The sequence below is a fragment of the Wenzhouxiangella sp. 15190 genome, assembly GCF_003417465.1.
In the GTDB taxonomy this organism is placed as follows: Bacteria; Pseudomonadota; Gammaproteobacteria; order Xanthomonadales; family Wenzhouxiangellaceae; genus Wenzhouxiangella.
Map to the genome: position 1 here is coordinate 52,599 of NZ_QVMV01000042.1, position 18,095 is coordinate 70,693.

The following is an 18,095-nucleotide window of genomic DNA, read 5'->3' on the forward strand; positions in this document are numbered from 1 at the left end:
CCTGACTCCTCGCCCTGAATCACAACGAGCACGAACAGATGACCGACTTTGGCTACCGCGACGTATCACCCGAGGAGAAGACGCAGTTGGTCGATCGCGTCTTCTCTTCGGTGGCGAAGCGCTACGACTTGATGAACGACCTGATGAGCCTGGGCATTCACCGGCTCTGGAAGCGGCACTTCGTGGCGACCTGCGGCATTCGAGCGGGCCACAAACTGCTCGACCTGGCCGGGGGAACCGGCGACATTGCGAAACTCGCACGCGAGCGCGGTGCCGATGTGATCGTTGCCGACATCAATCGAGAAATGCTCGCCACCGGCCGCTCGCGGATGGACGCCAAGGGCCTGGTCGGGGGCCTGGAGTGGTTGCAGGTCAATGCCGAGGCCCTGCCTTTCGCCGCCAACCATTTCGACCACCTCACCATCGCCTTCGGCCTGCGCAACGTAACCTGGCGCGACACGGCCCTGGCCGAAATGTACCGGGTACTCAGGCCCGGCGGCCGGGTGCATATCCTGGAATTCTCGAAAGTCGGCCTGCCGGCACTGGCGAAGGTCTACGACACATGGTCGTTCCAGGTGCTGCCGCGTCTGGGGGCACAGATTGCCGGCGATGCCGAAAGCTACCAGTACCTGGCCGAGTCGATCCGCCGCTTTCCCGATCAGCCCACCCTGGCCGAGCAGATGCGCGAGGCCGGCTTCGAGCGGGTGGATTGGTCGAACCTTTCCGGCGGCATCTGTGCGATTCACCGTGGCGCCAAAGTCTAAACTAATGAGATCCTTGATCAGCAGGCCTTCAGAGTTTCGGATGCGTTCGCCTGGAAGGCGTGTCGGCGAAGGCATAGTGGCGCTACGTCGAGCCGACACAACGCAGCAGGCGGACGCATCCGAATCTCCCGGAGGGCTTGCACTGAAGCGTCCGTGGACTGCGTTCTCGACACTTGATGTAGAGTGGCTACACCGGCGCGTCGACGCCTTGGCACGAACGCTTCAGAGCAAGCTGAATGCCTGCTGATCAAGGATCTCATTAGTTAGGGATGAGCCGCTACCTCACACCGCTGCCGAGCATGCTGGCCGCTGGCATCGAGCAGGCGATCGCACGCGCCGCCGCACTCGACGACAAGGCCCCGCAGCGACTCGCCCCGCTAAAGGACAAGGTCGTTCGGCTGAAACTCAAGGGCCTGGGGATCGACCTGTATTTCCGCGGCCACGAAGACACCCTGGGCGTAAGCGCCGAGGACGACACACCGCCCGATACCAGCATCAGCGGCACGCCGGTGGCCCTGCTGGCCATGGCCGTGCCGGACTGGCGCGCCCCCGGCAGCGGGGTACGGATCGAGGGCGAGGCCGGCACCGGCCAGGCCTTCGAAAAGCTGCTCAAGCAGCTCGACCCCGACTGGGAGTCGATGTTCGTCGAACGCTTCGGCCCGGTCGTGGGCCACCAGCTCTGGCGCATGCTCACCGACGCGCGCGCCGGCGCCCGGCATGTCTCGAACACCGCGGCCGATCAGGCCGCGCGCTTCCTGCGCGAGGAATCGGGCCTGCTCGTCATGCGCGAGGAGGTCGACGATTTCGTGCACCAAGTCGACGAATTGCGGGAAGCGGTCGATCGGCTCGAAGCGCGCCTGCGCCGCCGGAGCCGCACATGATCTCGCGCATGCTTCGAATGACCAGCATCGCGCTGACCCTGGCGCGCTATCGGCTCGACGAGTTGCTGGTGGCCCTGCCGCCGCTCCGGTTCGCCCGCGCGGTCCGCCTGCTGCCGTGGGGCCGGCGCGGCGTGCGCGACCTGCCACGGGGCAGGCGCTTGCGGAGGGCGCTGCAGGAACTCGGACCGATTTATGTCAAGTTCGGCCAGATCCTTTCGACGCGGCGTGACCTGTTGCCCCACGATATCGCCGAGGAACTGGCCGGGCTGCAGGACGACGTGCCGCCCTTCCCCGCCGAGATGGCCCGTGCCGCGGTCGCGTCCGAACTGGGCAAGCCGGTCGACGAACTGTTCGCCGAATTCGAGAACGAAGCGCTGGCATCGGCCTCCATCGCCCAGGTTCACGGCGCCCGGCTCGAAGGCGGCGAGCGGGTGGTTGTCAAGATCGTGCGACCCGGCATCGAACGCCAGATCCGCAAGGATCTCGAACTGCTGCATGCTCTGGCGCGGTTGACGCGTCGCTACCATCCCGAGGGCGATCGCATTCGCCCGGACGATATCGTGAGCGAATTCGAGCGCGTCATCGAACGCGAACTCGACATGCAGGCCGAGGCGGCCAACGCCTCCCTGCTTCGGCACAATTTCGAGCACTCGGCCGACCTCTACATCCCGGCCATCCACTGGCGCTACACGGCTTCGAGTGTACTGGTCATGGAACGCGTCGATGGCGTCCCGGTCAAGGACATCGCTGAACTGGAACGCCGCGGCGTCGACCTCGAACGGCTGGCCCAGCGCGGCATCCGGGTGTTCTACACCCAGGCCTTCCGCGACAATCTGTTCCATGCCGACATGCATCCGGGCAACATCCTCATCGACACCACCGATCCGGCCGATCCCACCTATATCGCGCTGGATTTCGGTATCGTCGAGAGCCTGCCCGAGGCCGATCTGCATTATCTCGGCGAGAACTTCATGGCCCTGTTCAACCGCGACTACCGGCGCGTTGCCGAGTTGCACGTCGAGGCCGGCTGGCTGCCATCCGATACCCGCATCGACGAACTCGAGGCGGCGATACGCACGGTCGGCGAACCCAACTTCACCCGACCACTCGAGGAAGTGTCCTTCGCCGAGCTGATCATCGCCCTGTTCTCGGTCGCGCGGCGTTTCAAGCTCACCCTGCAGCCCCAACTGGTGATGTTTCAGAAAACCCTGCTCAATATCGAGGGCATGGCCCGCTCGCTGTTTCCAAGACTCAACATGTGGGATATCGCCAAACCCGAGCTGGAAGCGATCCTCGCCGAGCGCTACGGCCTGCCGCGCACCGCGCGCCGCCTCGCACGCGAGCTTCCGAACTGGCTGTCCCGCTCTCCCGAGATTCCCGGACTGGTCCACGATTACCTCGAGCGGGCCGGTTCCGGCCAGTTGCGCACCCGCATCGATTCGGAAGACCTCGAAAAGCTGGCCAGCGAACTGGGCCGCCAGAACCGACGTCTTCCGGGAGCCGTTTTCGCCGCCGGCCTGCTCGTCTCCGGCGCCGTGCTGGCCGGGTACCAGGTCGCCCCGCTGTGGGAAGGCTATTCCCTCCCGGCGGGCCTGGCTATTCTCGGCGGTCTTGTCCTCGGCTGGCGCACCTGGCGCTAGGAAGCAAGAAAATTCCGATAGTCCTCGAGGGCATCGGCCAGGCCGGCCTCGTAGAAACGCTCGCCGTGTTCGGGTGTGGCGAGATGCGGTTCCGAACCGATTCGGCCGTCGGGAAAGTGTTTTCGATAGTCGGCGGCATCGCGAATTGGCCCGTACGGTGCACGCAGCGGATCCAGTTTGTCGCGCCGCTCGGCCTCCGGGTGGGCATACCAGGTCAGCGCGATTTCGGAGGCGGTGGCGTGGCTGCCTTCGGCGTCTCCGTAGAGTTCACGGGCCAGTGCCTGGACACGCTTCCCGGCGAACCAGTTGCCCATTTTCATTTTCAGACCGGACGGCGTCTGCGCGAAACTAGCATCGGCCCAGATCTCGGCGAACGCGGCATTGACCGTGGCGATGTTGCCGCCGTGGCCGTTGAGGAAGTAGAAATGCGTGAAGCCGTGAACGGCCAGGGAATTGACAACATCGCGCACGACGGCGAGCAAGGTTGAAGGCCTTAGCGTGATGGAGCCGGGAAAACCGAGGTGATGCTGCGCCATACCGATGCTCAAGGTCGGTCCGACCAGGATTCCGGCTTCGGCCAGGCCGCCGGCGATGGTCTCGGGGCAGATGGCGTCGGTGCCGATCAGGCCGGTCGGTCCGTGCTGCTCGGTCGAACCGATGGGCATGACGATGCCGGTCGAGTGCTCGAGATAGGCCTCGACTTCGGGCCAGGTCGTTCGCTGAAGAAACATGTTCGACTCCCTTTCGATCGTTGCTCGTAAATTCAGGTCAGTGGATGCTCAAGTGGTGATGCGACGGATCACGGGTTCGGCAGGGCCCCGGGTGGCCGAGAGATGGCTGACCAGACCGTCGGGCAGCGAGAGAGATCTCAGCACCATGTCGCCGGCATTGTCCCAGTCGGCGGGCAGGCGGTGGATGGCAGGCGGCTGCCAGTCCAGCACCATTTCTCCGAGGCAACCGGCCAGACCGCAACCGCGCGCCTTGACCAGAGATTCGCGCGCCGTCCACTGCTTCAGAAACTGCCTGGACCGGAAGGGTTCATCCAGTCCGCTGATCCATTCCCCTTCCTCGGGCGAAAGGAAACGACGCGCCAGCAAAGAAGACTTCGGCAGCAGGCGTTCGGTTTCGATATCGATACCCACGGCAACGCCATCGGCAATTGCCACCGCCAGCCATTCACCGGAATGCGACGCATTGAAACGCAGCCGGCTGTCCGCATGCTCACCGGCGAGCATGGGCTTGCCGCGGTCACTCCGGACCAACTGGACGGACTTGCCCGGGCAGCCCAGGTAGGCGGCCAGTAAAAGACGAAGGAAGAACTGCTGCTGCACGCGCTGGCGCATGATGCGCTCACGGCGGGTATCGCCGCGTGGCCCGGTATCCAGCGGCATCTCGGTAAGCCGGGTCAGCCAGACGTCCACCGTGCCGGGGTCTGGCATGGACCGCGACCGGATGGGTAATTGAACCGTTTCGATCGACATTACCCGAAGGCCCGGATACCGGCCACGCCGAAGCCGCCGTGCTCGCGCGATTGCTCGAGGTCGCCGGGCGCGACGCCGCCGAGGGCGTAAACCGGTAGCGGCGAAGAGTGACACAGGCGCTCGAAGCCTTCCCAGCCCAGGGCAGTCGCTCGCGGATGGCCGAGCGTGGTTCGCACCTGCGACAGCGTCACGAAATCCAGCCCCAGTTCACCCGCGCGCACCAGCCCCGCGTCGTCGTGACAAGACGCCGCCACCAGGTAATCTCCGGACAGGGGGCGAGCCGTCACTCTGTCGAGCCCGGCGGCATCGAGATGAACACCATCGGCGCCGGATGCAGCCGCCAACTCCGGTGGACCATTGATCAGCCAGCGGGCGTCAGCATCTGCCAGCAAGGCACCGAAGTCACGGGCCAGATCGGCCAACGCCACGTCATCGAGTGACTTCGCGCGCAACTGGAACAGGCGGATACCCCGCTCGAGGGCACCGCGGGTCCAGTCCAGAATCGCGTCGCAACCATCCAGGTCCCCGGGGTCGGGCGTGATGGCGTAGCGGTCGCCGAGCCCGAAGGCGCGCACGATGGGGCGGTCGGCGGCCGGCATCGGCAGCGCGTTCATTTCCTCGACCGTGACCCACGAGAGCGCCTGACCTTCGCGACCGTGCAGCTCGCCACGCCAGCCGTCGACGGTGTAGAGCTGCAGGCGTACCGCGATTTCGGGATAGTGATGCGTCAGGGCCAGCCAGGGCCGAACCGAGCGAACGGTGATCCCCAGCTCTTCGGCCAGTTCGCGCCCCAGCGCTTCACGGCCGGTTTCGTTGCTCTCGCGCTTGCCACCGGGAAATTCCCATGTCCCGGCCAGGTGCTTCCCGGGCGGACGCTGCGTCAGCAGGATCCGGCCGCGGGCGTCGCGCAGGACGCCGGCGACCACCTCGATCAGCTCAAGCGACCACCCCGCCTCACGCTTCACGCCACACGCCTTACCCCAGCTTGCCGTGGCACTGCTTGTATTTCTTGCCCGAACCACAGGGACAGGGTTCGTTGCGGCCGACCTTGCGGCCCTGGCGCACGAAGGTATCGGGCTTGGTGGCGCCCTGGCCGCCCTGCCCGCTACCCTCTGCGGCACCATCGCTGGTGGCCGACTGGGCTTCGGCGTGCTGGAACTGCATCGGAGCTTCGCGCTTGCGCTGCTGATCGACTGCCTCGACGTCGTCCTCGCTTCGCACGCGCACGCGCGCCAGGCCCTTCATCACCTCGTGCTTCATGTTGTCGAGCATCTCGGTGAACATTTCGAAGCCTTCGCGCTTGTACTCCTGCTGCGGCTTCTTCTGTGCGAAGCTGCGCAGGCCGACGCTGCGGCGCAGGTAGTCCATGCCGGCGAGGTGCTCCTTCCATTGCTGGTCGAGAATCGACAGCATCAACGCCTTCTCGAACTGGCGCATGACCGAGGAGCCGACCATGTCTTCCTTGGCCTGGTAGTGCGCTTCGACGGCTTCCATCACCTTCTCGCGCAGGCCTTCCTCGGCCAGGGTGTCGTCTTCTTCGAGCCAGCGCTGGATGGGCACCTCGATACCGAACTCGCCTGAAAGCGCGCGCTCGAGCCCTTCCGAATCCCACATCTCGTCGATGGAACCGGGCGGAATGAACCGGCTGATGAGCCGATCGAAGACCTCTTCGCGGATGGAGTCGATGGTGTCCTTGATGTCATCGGCTTCCATCAACTCGTTACGCTGGGCGTAGATGACGCGGCGCTGATCGTTGGCCACGTCGTCGTATTCCAGCAGGTGCTTGCGCATGTCGAAGTTGTGCGCCTCGACCTTGCGCTGGGCGTTCTCGATGGCGCGATTCACCCAGGGGTGCTGGATCGATTCGCCTTCGCGCATGCCCAGTTTCTGCATCATGCCGCTCATTCGATCGGAGGCGAAGATGCGCATCAGGCTGTCCTCCAGCGACAGGTAGAAACGGCTGGAACCCGGATCGCCCTGTCGGCCGGAGCGGCCACGCAACTGGTTGTCGATTCGCCGTGACTCGTGGCGCTCCGTGCCGACGATGTGCAGGCCGCCGGCCTCGATTACCTGATCGTGGCGCTTCTGCCAGTCTTCCTTGACCTTGCGACGCTCTTCCTCGCTGGCGTCCTCGCCCAGGTCGCGCAGTTCGGCCTCGAGATTGCCGCCGAGCACGATGTCGGTACCGCGACCGGCCATATTGGTGGCGATGGTCACCGCACCCGGTTGGCCGGCCTGCTCGATGATGTGCGCCTCACGCTCGTGCTGCTTGGCGTTGAGCACCTCGTGTTTGATGCCCGCTTTGTTGAGTTCATTGGCGATCAGTTCGGAATTCTCGATCGACGTCGTGCCGACGAGCACCGGCTGCCCCCTGGACACGCAGTCGGTAATGTCGGCGACGATGGCGTCAAACTTTTCCTCCTTGGTCAGGAACACGAGGTCGGGGTAATCCTTGCGGATCATCGGCTTGTGGGTGGGAATCACCACCACCTCCAGGCCGTAGATGGACATCAGCTCGTAGGCCTCGGTATCGGCCGTCCCGGTCATGCCCGAGAGCTTCTCGTAGAGCCGGAAATAGTTCTGGAAGGTAATCGAGGCCAGCGTCTGGTTCTCGCGCTGGATGGGCACGCCTTCCTTGGCCTCGACGGCCTGGTGCAGGCCTTCGGACCAGCGCCTTCCCTGGAGAGTGCGGCCGGTGAACTCATCAACGATGACGACCTCGCCGTCGCGCACGATGTAATCGGTATCCTTGTGGAACAGGTGGTGCGCGCGCAGGGCGGCATTGAGCGTGTGCATCAGGCCCAGGTTGGCCGAGTCGTAGAGACTGGCGCCGCTCTCGATCATGCCGGCCTCGGCCAGCAGGTCCTCGACCTTGGCCATGCCCTCTTCGGTCAGGTACACCTGCTTGGTCTTCTCGTCGATGGTGAAGTCACCCGGCCCTTCCTCTTCTTCCTGCGGCTCGAGCTTGGGCACGATGCGGTTCATCTTGACGTAGATGTCCGGCCCTTCGTCTGTCGGCCCGGAGATGATCAGCGGCGTGCGCGCCTCGTCGATGAGGATGGAGTCGACCTCGTCGACGATGGCGAAATGCCGGCCGCGCTGGACGCGTTGCTCCAGCGAGAAGGCCATGTTGTCGCGCAGGTAGTCGAAGCCGAACTCGTTGTTGGTGCCATAGGTGACGTCGGCGTTGTAGGCTTCCCGCTTGGCATCGGCGCTCATGCCGGGCACCGATACACCCACGCTCAGATCCAGCGCCGAGTAGATCGGCTTCATCCACTCGGCGTCGCGGCCAGCCAGGTAGTCGTTGACGGTGACCAGGTGCACGCCCTTGTCGGGAATGGCATTGAGATAGACCGCCAGGGTGGCGACGAGCGTCTTGCCCTCACCGGTTTTCATTTCGGCAATCTTGCCCTGGTGCAGCACGATGCCGCCGATGAGCTGCACGTCGAAGTGACGCATGCCCAGGGTGCGTACGGAAGCCTCGCGTACCGCCGCGAAAGCTTCAGGCAGCAGCTGGTCCAGGCTCTCACCCTCGCTGTGGCGTTGACGGAATTCCGCGGTCTTGGCCTTGAGATCGGCATCGCTGAGCTTCTGGAATTCCGGCTCGAAGGCGTTGATCGCCTCGACATCCTTGTAGAGGGTCTTGATCAACCGCTCGTTGCGGCTGCCCACCACCTTGGTGATCAGGGATTTGAGCATGAATCGTCCGTTGGCTGATGAAGTGGTTCTGTCAAAGTGAATTTACTTGGGGTCGGCACCGCGCGGGTGCAAGCACAGCCTGCCATTGTAGCCCGCCGGGGCGTTAAACTGCAGGCCATCGCGCTGCAGGAGCCCTGAAATGGCGAACAACCGCCGAAGTGAGCGAGCCGTTACCGACGTCTCGGAGGGCCACGATGGGCTCAGCCGCCTGCTGTCGACCGCCCGCGCCCTGGATCAGCTCGATGCCAGCCTCCGCCAGGTCCTCCCGGGCAGCATGCGCGAGCACATTGGCTTGGCCTGTATCGAGGGCAACACCCTGGTCCTGGCCGCCACCAGCCCCGCGTGGGCCAGCCGGGCAAGATTGATGGCCGACGACCTGTTGCGGGAGGCCAACCGGCAGCTCGATGAGCGGTTGGAGGAGACGCGGGTGATCGTGGTGCCTCAACTTCAATAAATTCGAAATCCGAAGCACCAAACTCGAAACAAATTCAAAATCCGAAATTCGAAACGCAAAACGGGCGCGATGCGCCCGTTTCGTTTTTGTCATTCGTGCTTCGGATTTGTTTCGGATTTGGTGCTTCGAATTTCGTGCTTGCTCTTTCCCTCAGACCGCTTGAGCGGGCTGAACGTAGGAGATGGGTGCCGGCTCGTCATCCTCGAACGTCACTTCTTCCCAGGCCTCCTGGTCGGCAAGGACCTGGCGTACGAGCTCGTTGTTGAGTTCGTGGCCGGACTTGTGGCCGAAGAAGGCGCCGATGGGATTACGGTTGAGCAGGTAGAGGTCGCCAATGGCGTCGAGCACCTTGTGCTTGACGAACTCGTCTTCGTAGCGCAGGCCGTTTTCATTGAGGATGCGGTAGTCATCCAGCACCACAGCGTTGTCCAGATTGCCGCCGAGCACCAGGTTGCGCTGGCGCAGGTATTCGATGTCGCGCATGAAACCGAAGGTGCGCGCCCGGGCGACTTCCTTGAGATAGGACGTCGTGGAGAACTCCACGTCGGCCTGGCAGGAATGCGAGCGAATGACCGGGTGATCGAACTCGATGGTGAAGTTGACGCGAAAACCCTCGTGCGGCTCGAAGCGCGCCCAGCGGTCCTCGTCGCGCACCTCCACGGTCTTCTTGAGCCGGATGAAGCGCTTGGGCGCGTTCTGCTCGGCAATGCCGGCGGACTGGATCAGGAAGGCAAACGGACCGGCACTGCCGTCCATGATCGGCACTTCGGCGGCGCTGAGGTCGACGTAGAGGTTGTCGATGCCCAGCCCGGCCAGCGCGGACATGAGGTGTTCGATCGTGGCCACGCGCACGCCCGCGTCGTTGACCAGGGTGGTCGACAGGGCGGTATCGCGCACCAGGTGTGGCTCGGCCTTGATTTCGGTGACCGGGTCGAGGTCGACACGGCGAAAGACGATGCCGCAATTGGCGGGCGCCGGCCGCAGGGTCATGAGGACCTTTTCTCCGGTGTGCAGGCCCACGCCGGTGGCGCGGATGACGTTCTTGAGTGTTCTTTGTCGGATCACTGCGTTAACCGATTGCTGGTTGACGCCGCGGAGCATAGCACAGCCATGTGTCGCGAAAAAGCAATTTTTCGTGAAAATTGCCACATATGTTGTCCAAAAACCACATTCGGCGTCGTATCCGTGTCACAAACCGGCCGGCCGGGCGTCCGTGGCGAGTCGGACGCCCGTGCCGGCAATCTGCTTTTGACTGCGTCAACCCGCTCGAGCGACGGCAGCCTCAGTCAGCCTGATTACGCAGAAAGGCCGGTATATCGAGATAGTCCATTTCCTTCTGCTCACCGAACAGCTTGCGGCTCTCGCCCGGCTCGGACTGCCGTCGATCACCCGTGCCCTGCGCACGCTGTTCTTCCTCGGTCGCCGTGAATGCGGCACGATTATCGGTACCGGTGCGGACGACTTCCATCGGCCGCTCTTCGCGCTTTGGGCGCTGTGACCCCAGGCCGGTGGCCACCACGGTCACGCGCAACTCGTCATTCATATCCGGGTCGATGACCGTGCCGATGACCACCGTGGCGTCCTCGCTGGCGAGGTCGGCGACGGTGGTGCCGACTTCCTCGAACTCTTTCATGCTCAGGTTCATGCCGGCAGTGACGTTGACCAGGATGCCGCAGGCGCCGTTGAGGTCGACGTCTTCGAGCAGCGGTGAACCGATGGCCGACTGCGCGGCCATCAGGGCCCGATCCTCGCCCTTGGCGGTACCGGCGCCCATCATCGCCATGCCCATCTCGCTCATGACCGTGCGCACGTCGGCAAAGTCGACGTTGATCAGGCCCGGCCGGGTAATCAGTTCCGCGATGCCCTGCACCGCGCCCGAGAGCACCTGATTGGCCGACTTGAACGCATCGAGCAGGGTGACTTCGCCGCCGAGCACGCTCAGCAGCTTGCCGTTGGGAATGGTGATCAACGAATCGACGTGGTGCGACAATTCGTCGATGCCCTGCTTGGCCACGGTACCGCGACGCTGCCCCTCGAAGGGGAAGGGCCTGGTTACCACGGCCACGGTCAGAATGCCCATTTCCTTGGCAGTCTGGGCCACCACCGGCGCGGCCCCGGTGCCGGTGCCGCCGCCCATGCCGGCGGTGATGAACACCATGTCGCAGCCTTCCAGCATCTCGCTGATGCGGTCGCGGTCTTCCAGCGCCGCCTGGCGCCCCACTTCGGGGTTGGCGCCGGCACCCAGGCCCTTGGTCACGCCCGATCCGATCTGGAGCGTGGATTTGCCCGAGAAGTTGCGCAGCGCCTGCGAGTCGGTGTTGACGCAGATGAACTCCACGCCTTCGATGGCCTGTTCGACCATTTGGTTGACGGCGTTGCCGCCGCCTCCGCCTATCCCGACGACCTTGATGGTCGCTCCGGGTGTGTAGTTTTCGATCAATTCAAAAGGCATGTCGGTTTCTCCTTTCGCTCGCCATGTCGATCAACAAAGGCCGGTCTTGGCCTAAACTCTCTTTCAAGGGATTGCGGCACGCGCCTTCTTGACGGACGCTTTGTGCCGCTCCCATGCCTTGCCCGAGGTACATCGAGTTCGGGCAAACACTCGCGGAAGCCCTTGGCTCCCATTTCAAAACTCTCCCTGGAACCAGTTCTTGATGCGGTTCCAGAGGCTTTCTCCGCCGCGCCCCAGTCCGGTGCGCCGCGGTCCTTCCATGCGGCTGCCGTAGATCAGAAGACCCACGCCGGTCGAATGAATCTGGTTGTTCACGACTTCCGACAGGCCGGTAACGTGCTGGGGCGCGCCCAGCCTGACCGGCATATGCAGGATTTCCTCGGCCAGCTCGACCACGCCTTCCATCTTCGAGCCGCCGCCGGTGAGCACCAGGCCGGCCGGAATCATCGATTCAAAGCCGGACTGCCGCAGTTGCTTGTGGACGTGGTGGAAGAGTTCGCGGTAGCGCGCCTCGACCACCTGCGCCAGGGTCTGGCGCTCGAGCCGCCGCGGTGGCCGGTCGCCGACGCTGGGCACCTGGATGGTCTCGTCGGAACTGGCCATCTGCTCGAGCGCGCAGGCATACTTGATCTTGATTTCCTCGGCATGCACCGTCGGCGTTCGCAGCGCGACGGCGATGTCGTTGGTGACCAGGTCGCCGGCAATCGGAATGCAGGCGGTATAGCGGATCGCACCCTCGGTGAATACCGCGATATCGGTCGTACCCGCGCCGACGTCGACCAGCGCTATCCCCAAGTCCTTCTCGTCCTCGCTGAGCACCGCGTAGCTGGAAGCCAGCTGCTGCAGGATGAGATCGTCGACCTGCAGGCCGCAGCGGGCGACGCACTTGGTAACGTTCTGGACCGCGCTGACCGCGGCAGTTACCAGATGCACGCGCGCTTCCAGACGGACGCCGGACATGCCCACCGGCTGGCGAATGCCGTCGGTGGAATCGATGACGTACTCCTGCGGCAGCACGTGCAGGATGCGCTGGTCCGCCGGAATGGCCACTGCCCGCGCCGACTCGAGTACGCGCTCGACGTCGCCGTCGGTGACCTCCTTGTCCCGGATCGCCACGGCGCCGTGGGAATTGAGCGAACTGATGTGGCTGCCCGCGATACCGGCGAATACCGAGTGAATCTGGCAGTCGGCCATCAGCTCGGCTTCCTCAATGGCGCGCTGGATGGACTGCTCGGTCGACTCGATATCGACCACCACGCCGCGCTTGAGCCCGCGCGAAGGATGCGAGCCCAGGCTGACCACTTCGACCTGTCCGTCGGACTGCACCTCGCCGACGATGGCGACGATCTTGCTGGTGCCGATATCCAGACCGACGACCAACGACTTGTCCGGTCGCTTAGCCATGTGTCGCTTCTTCTCCCTTTGCCGTTTCGCTGTCGCTTTCCGTTTGTGTATCAGCCCAGCGCACCGCCAGGCCGTTGGTGTAGCGCATGTCGATCAGCCGGATCGACCGGTCGAGATCGTCGAGGGCTGCCTGCGCACCGATGTAGCGCGCCAGGCGCTTGTCCATCTGCTCCCGCCCCAGCACCAGCGTGACGCCGTTGTCGAGCACGGCACGCCAGGCGCCACGCTCGTCGACGGCCAGTTCGACCACATCGCGGCCCACGCTGCCGAGACGGCGGCGCATCGTCTGCCAGCGCTCGAGCACATCGCCACCCCGTGATTCGGGCCCACGCAAGTGCGCCAGCCCCTGCATGCCCTCGCTGCCGGACACCCTGAACAACTCACCACCGTCACTGAACAGGCGGTCGTCGTTCCAGCGCGCAACCGGACGGTGCTCAGTGATAGCGATGCGCAGGGCATCGGGCCATTCGCGGCTCACCTCCGCGCGCGCCACCCAGGGCAGGTCTTCCACGCTCGTTCGCACGCTCGAAAGATCGACGGCGAAGAACCCGCGCCCGGCCTCGTCAGCCACGGCAGCCCGGACCTGACTCGCATTGGTGCGCTTGAGCTCGCCGGCGACATCCAGCCATTGAATCGGCCACTGTTCGCTACCGATCAATCCCGAGCGCAACCACAGCGCCAGCAACAGCGCTGCGCCGGCAAGCACCGCGGAGGCCAGCCAGGCCGGCCTGATCATGCGCTCAGACTGGTTTCCAGAATCCGCCATACCAGTTCCTCGAATTCGATTCCCGCCGCTTTCGCGGCCATGGGCATGAGCGAGTGATCGGTCATGCCCGGCGTCGTGTTCACCTCCAGCAGCCAGGGCTGCTCGTCTTCATCCACCATCAAGTCCACGCGGCCCCAGCCCGACGTGCCAAGCACGCGGAAGGCTTCCAGGCAAAGATCAGCCAGGTGCGCCTCGGCGGCCTCGTCCAGACCACAGGGACAGCGATATTGGGTATCACCCGATTCGTACTTGGCCTGGTAGTCATAGAACTCCCGCGGCGTCTCCAGCCGAATCAGCGGCAGCACCCGATCATTCAGTACGGCCGCGGTGTACTCGATACCCTCGATCATCGGCTCGACCAGGACCGTTTCGTCGTGGGACAGGGCTTTCTCCAGCGCCGGCTGGAGCTGATCGGCTTCCATCACGCGACTCATGCCCAGGCTCGAGCCCTCACGCACCGGCTTGACGAAAAGCGGCGGGGTCATCGACTGCAGGATCCTTTCGCTGTCGGCCGCGTTGCGGGCTACTGCCCATTCGGGCGTAGGCAGACCGCAAGCGGTGAAAATCCGCTTGCTCTGCAGCTTGTCCATGGTCAATGCCGAAGCGAGCACTCCCGACCCGGTCACCGGGACACCGTAGATGCTCAGCGCACCCTGCAGCGTGCCGTCCTCGCCGCCGCGACCGTGCAGCAGGTTGAACACCCGGTCGTAATGACCGGCAGCGACGTGTTCGAGCAAACGGCGCGGCCCATCGACCACGCTGTACTGGATGCCGAGCTGGTCCATGGCGGCGGCCACGGCGCGTCCGCCCTTCAGCGAGACTTCACGTTCGCCGCTGTCGCCGCCGACGACCAGGGCCACCTGTCCGAATTTGCGCGGATCGCCCAGCGTCATGCCGCCTCCTCCGCGAAGCGCTCTCTCAACATGCCACCCAGTTGCCCAACGTCACCCGCGCCCATGACCAGCAGCAGATCACCGTCCTCAAGCAACTCGGGCAGGACATCGACGGCCTCGCCGACCGCGCCGATGCGACGCAGGGGTATCTCGCGCCGCCTTCCCACGGCCTTGGCCAGCGCATCCGAATCGATACCGGACAGGGCGGCTTCGCCGGCCGGGTAGAGATCGGCCAGCACCAGGGAATCCGCGCTCGAGAGCACGCGCGCGAAGTCGTCGAACTGGTCGCGGGTACGGGTGTAGCGATGCGGCTGGAAGAACAGCACCAGCCGGCGATCGGGCCAACCCTCGCGCGCGGCCTGAATGACGGCCTCCAGCTCGGTGGGGTGATGCCCGTAGTCTTCGAAAGCCAGCACACGGCGTCCCGCAAGATCGAGCGCGCCGATCTCGGCGAAGCGTCTGCCGATTCCGCCAAATGCCTGCAGTCCACGCACGATGGCATCGGGCGAAACCCCGACCTCGCTGGCCACGGCGGCCGCACCGAGCGCGTTGAGTACGTTATGCCGACCCGGCTGCGCCAGGCTGACGGCACGGGCGTTCTTCTCGCCCGGCAACCACAACTCGAAATGCATGTGCCGGCCTTTCTGATGGACGCCGGTGGCACGCACGTCGGCCTGCTCGTCGAATCCATAGGTCACCACCGTGCGCCCCACTTCGGGAATCAGTTCTGCCACGTGGGCGTCATCGATGCACAGCACCGCAACGCCGAAGAACGGCAGGTGATGCAAGAACTCCAGGAAGGCGCGCTGCAGCTGGTCGAAGCTGCCCTGATAGGCGTCGAGATGATCGCGATCGATGTTGGTGATCACCGAAATCACGGGTTGCAGTTTGAGAAAGGAGCCGTCGGACTCGTCCGCCTCGGCCACGAGGTAGCGGCCCTCGCCCAGGCGTGCGCCCGTGCCGAAGGCATTGACCAGACCACCGACGATGAAGGTCGGATCCAGCCCGTCCTCGGCCAGCAAGGTCGCGATCAGCGACGTGGTTGTCGTCTTGCCGTGGGTTCCGGCCACGGCGATGCCCTGGCGGAAGCGCATCAGTTCGCCCAGCATCTCGGCGCGGGCGATCACCGGTATGCGGCGCTCGCGGGCGGCGATCACTTCCGGATTGTCTTCCGGCACCGCACCGGAGACCACCACCACATCGGCATCTCCGAGATTGGCTTCATCATGGCCGATGCGGATATCGGCGCCCATGTCCTGAAGGCGCGCGATGGTCGTCGAGCGCTGAAGGTCCGAGCCGCTGACTTCGAATTCGAGGTTGATCAGCACTTCGGCGATGCCGCACATGCCGGCACCGCCGATCCCCACCAGATGAATACGGCGGGTACGGTGCATCAGGTTGGGCGCGTGCCTGTACGTGATCATGCGGCCACCTCCAGGCAGGCATCCGCCACGGCCTCGGCCGCGTCGGTTCGCGCCAGAGCGCGGGCGCTTCGCGCCATCGACAGCAATTGCGGGCGCGCCATCGCGTCCAGATGCTCGGCCAGCCAGCGCGCATCGAAATCGGCTTCGCGCACCAGCCAGGCTGCATTGCCGTCGGCCAGGTAGCGGGCGTTGGTGAACTGATGATCGTCGACCGCATGCGGGAACGGCACCAGCACGGCCGCCAGGCCGGCGGCGGCCAGCTCGGCGACGGTCAATGCGCCGGCCCGGCAAATGGCCAGGTCGGCCTCGCCCCAGGCCGTAGCCATGTCGTCGATGAAGGGCACGACCTCGCCCTCGACACCGGCCTGTTCGTAGGCTTTCTTCGTCGCCTCGAATTGGCGCCCGGCCTGATGCACGATGTGCGGACGCTGCGACTCGGGCAGGCGCGCAATGGCCTCGGGCACCACGTGCGTGAAAGCGCGTGCCCCCAGGCTGCCGCCGATGACGAGCACCCGCAGCGGGCCTTCGCGGTTTTCGAAGCGCGCGTCCGGTTCCGGCAATGAAGCGATTTCGGCGCGCACCGGATTGCCCACGTGTTGCCCGCCCGGCAGCGTGTCGGGGAAGCCGGTCATGACTCGACCGGCCAGCGGGCGCAGCCAGCGATTGGTCAGGCCCGCGATGGCGTTCTGTTCGTGAATCACCAGCGGAATGCGCTGCAGGCGCGCGGCCAGACCGCCGGGTCCGGCGACGTAGCCGCCCATGCTCAACACACAGTCCGGCCGGTGCCTTCGAATCAGCTTTCGGGCCTGAAGAATGGCCTTGAAAATGCGCCAGGGTGCGGCCAGCCAGCCGGCCAGCCCGCGACCGCGCAGCCCGGCGATGGTAATCGTCTCGAGCTTGAGATCGGCGGCCGGCACCAGGGTGTTCTCGAGCCCGGTCGGCGTGCCCAGCCAGCTCACTTCGACACCTCGCTGGCGCAGAATCGAAGCCACGGCCAGGCCCGGAAAGATGTGCCCGCCGGTTCCGGCAGCCATGATCATCACGCGAGGGGCGCTCATACCTGCCACCCCCTGCGTCGGCGCGGCTGCTGAAGCGCCTCCATGCTCAACTCCCACTGAACGCGCAACACCACGCCAATGGCCAGAAGCGTCATGATCAGGCTGCTGCCGCCGGAGGAGACCAGCGGGAGGGTCAATCCCTTCGTCGGCAGCATGCCGAGATTCACGGCCATGCTCACGAGTGCCTGCATGCCGATCCACAGGCCGATACCCCACACCATGAAGGCCGAGAAAGATCGTTCCTGACGGTAGGCCTGTATGCCGATGAGAAAGATACGCCCGACCAGCAGGGAGAACAGGATCATCACGAAAACGATGCCGATCAGTCCCAGTTCTTCGGCCAGCACGGCGAAGATGAAGTCGGTGTGCGCTTCGGGCAGGTAGAAGAGTTTCTGAACGCTCGCACCCAGTCCGACACCGTCGATCTGTCCGCGGCCCACGGCAATCAGCGCCTGGGTCAGCTGGAAACCGCTGTTGAAGGGATCGGCCCAGGGATCGACGAAAGTCATCACGCGCTGCAGTCTATACGGCTCGAGGGCGGCGAAAGTCAGAAGCGGCAGACTGCTCAGACCGAGCACGAACAGATGCTTCCAGGCCGCGCCGGCGAGCCAGATCATGCCGCCGACGATGGCACCCAGAACCACGGCCGATCCCATATCGGGCTGCTTGAGCAGCATGGCCGCCAGCAGACCGACCAGAAGCAGCGGCTTGAGCGTTTCGATGAAGCGTGCCTGGCCCAGCTGCGGCCGCTTGGCCAGGTAGCCGGCGACGAACACGATCATCATCAGCTTGACCACCTCCACTACCTGGAAGGTGGCCACGCCCAGGTCGATCCAGCGCGCGGAACCGTTGACTTCGTGACCCAGGCCGGGCACGAAAGGCAACAGCAGGATCAGCACCGACAAGGGAAACGCCACGGGTGCGAGCCACTGCATCTGCTTGGTGCCGATGAAGCGCAGAGAAAAGGCCGCAGTCACGCCCACACCGATATAGATCAGGTGTTTGGCGAGAAAATGCCACACCGACACCGAATAGCCCTCGGCCACGGCGATCGAGGTCGAGGCCACCATGATCACGCCCACCCCGAGCAGCCCCAGGGTGGCGAGCAGGATGACCTGGTCCAGCCCGGCGGACGGCGCGGCGTCTCTTGTGCGATAAGCCTGTTTCACCTGTGCCATG

Annotated in this window: 16 protein-coding genes; 4 read left to right on the top strand and 12 right to left on the bottom strand. The window is 64.6% G+C overall.

What is annotated here, in order from left to right; genetic code table 11:
• Positions 1-38 precede the first annotated feature (38 nt).
• The 3 genes from ubiE to ubiB all read left to right on the top strand — a co-directional run bounded on the left by ubiE (position 39) and on the right by ubiB (position 3,285).
• Entirely contained in the window at positions 39-764 is a 726-nt protein-coding gene (gene ubiE, locus DZK26_RS10945) for a bifunctional demethylmenaquinone methyltransferase/2-methoxy-6-polyprenyl-1,4-benzoquinol methylase UbiE (protein ID WP_116896882.1), read from the top strand.
• A 269-nt stretch (positions 765-1,033) separates the two neighbouring features.
• Positions 1,034-1,645, top strand: coding sequence for an SCP2 domain-containing protein (locus tag DZK26_RS10950; RefSeq protein WP_116896881.1), 612 nt, complete (start codon positions 1,034-1,036; stop codon positions 1,643-1,645).
• Positions 1,642-3,285, top strand: coding sequence for a ubiquinone biosynthesis regulatory protein kinase UbiB (gene ubiB, locus DZK26_RS10955; protein ID WP_116896880.1), 1,644 nt, complete (start codon positions 1,642-1,644; stop codon positions 3,283-3,285). The genes DZK26_RS10950 and ubiB overlap by 4 nt, the downstream gene beginning before the upstream one ends.
• On the opposite strand, the gene DZK26_RS10960 is transcribed toward ubiB, so the two are convergent.
• From DZK26_RS10960 to secA, 4 genes are read right to left on the bottom strand one after another with little or no spacing between them, the layout of a single operon-like run.
• Positions 3,282-4,016 (bottom strand): creatininase family protein, encoded by a 735-nt coding sequence (locus tag DZK26_RS10960; RefSeq protein ID WP_116896879.1) that lies wholly within the window; start codon positions 4,014-4,016, stop codon positions 3,282-3,284. The two genes, ubiB and DZK26_RS10960, sit on opposite strands and share 4 nt — an antisense overlap.
• Positions 4,017-4,064: 48 nt before the next feature.
• Positions 4,065-4,766 (bottom strand): 4'-phosphopantetheinyl transferase superfamily protein, encoded by a 702-nt coding sequence (locus DZK26_RS10965; protein WP_116896878.1) that lies wholly within the window; start codon positions 4,764-4,766, stop codon positions 4,065-4,067.
• Positions 4,766-5,731, bottom strand: coding sequence for a Nudix family hydrolase (locus DZK26_RS10970; protein ID WP_181918229.1), 966 nt, complete (start codon positions 5,729-5,731; stop codon positions 4,766-4,768). Before DZK26_RS10970 ends, DZK26_RS10965 begins: the two co-directional genes overlap by 1 nt.
• 10 nt (positions 5,732-5,741) lie before the next feature.
• Positions 5,742-8,465, bottom strand: a complete 2,724-nt coding sequence (secA, locus tag DZK26_RS10975; RefSeq protein WP_116896877.1) for a preprotein translocase subunit SecA — start codon at positions 8,463-8,465, stop codon at positions 5,742-5,744.
• Between the two features lie 139 nt (positions 8,466-8,604).
• Between secA and DZK26_RS10980 the strand changes: the two genes are divergently transcribed.
• Positions 8,605-8,919: a DciA family protein gene (locus DZK26_RS10980; protein ID WP_116896876.1), complete on the top strand. Its 315-nt coding sequence runs from the start codon at positions 8,605-8,607 to the stop codon at positions 8,917-8,919.
• Between the two features lie 150 nt (positions 8,920-9,069).
• Here the strand turns inward: DZK26_RS10980 and lpxC are convergent, their stop codons facing one another.
• From lpxC to ftsW, 8 genes are all read right to left on the bottom strand, one after another.
• Entirely contained in the window at positions 9,070-9,984 is a 915-nt protein-coding gene (lpxC, locus tag DZK26_RS10985) for a UDP-3-O-acyl-N-acetylglucosamine deacetylase (protein WP_116896920.1), read from the bottom strand.
• Between the two features lie 217 nt (positions 9,985-10,201).
• On the bottom strand, positions 10,202-11,371 hold the full coding sequence (gene ftsZ, locus DZK26_RS10990; protein WP_116896875.1) for a cell division protein FtsZ: 1,170 nt from the start codon (positions 11,369-11,371) through the stop codon (positions 10,202-10,204).
• A gap of 174 nt (positions 11,372-11,545) precedes the next feature.
• Positions 11,546-12,775 (bottom strand): cell division protein FtsA, encoded by a 1,230-nt coding sequence (gene ftsA, locus DZK26_RS10995; protein WP_116896874.1) that lies wholly within the window; start codon positions 12,773-12,775, stop codon positions 11,546-11,548.
• The gene (locus tag DZK26_RS11000) at positions 12,768-13,511 is read right to left on the bottom strand and encodes a cell division protein FtsQ/DivIB (protein WP_181935623.1); all 744 of its coding nucleotides are present in this window, start codon (positions 13,509-13,511) and stop codon (positions 12,768-12,770) included. Before DZK26_RS11000 ends, ftsA begins: the two co-directional genes overlap by 8 nt.
• Complete coding sequence (locus tag DZK26_RS11005; protein ID WP_116896872.1) at positions 13,508-14,434, bottom strand: D-alanine--D-alanine ligase; 927 nt, start codon at positions 14,432-14,434, stop codon at positions 13,508-13,510. Before DZK26_RS11005 ends, DZK26_RS11000 begins: the two co-directional genes overlap by 4 nt.
• A complete protein-coding gene (murC, locus tag DZK26_RS11010; protein WP_258870800.1) occupies positions 14,431-15,858 on the bottom strand; it encodes a UDP-N-acetylmuramate--L-alanine ligase in 1,428 nt (475 codons plus the stop codon). Before murC ends, DZK26_RS11005 begins: the two co-directional genes overlap by 4 nt.
• Positions 15,855-16,916 (bottom strand): undecaprenyldiphospho-muramoylpentapeptide beta-N-acetylglucosaminyltransferase, encoded by a 1,062-nt coding sequence (gene murG, locus DZK26_RS11015; protein ID WP_116896870.1) that lies wholly within the window; start codon positions 16,914-16,916, stop codon positions 15,855-15,857. The genes murC and murG overlap by 4 nt, the downstream gene beginning before the upstream one ends.
• Positions 16,913-18,094: a putative lipid II flippase FtsW gene (ftsW, locus tag DZK26_RS11020; protein ID WP_117238661.1), complete on the bottom strand. Its 1,182-nt coding sequence runs from the start codon at positions 18,092-18,094 to the stop codon at positions 16,913-16,915. The genes murG and ftsW overlap by 4 nt, the downstream gene beginning before the upstream one ends.
• Between the last annotated feature and the right edge of the window lies 1 nt (position 18,095).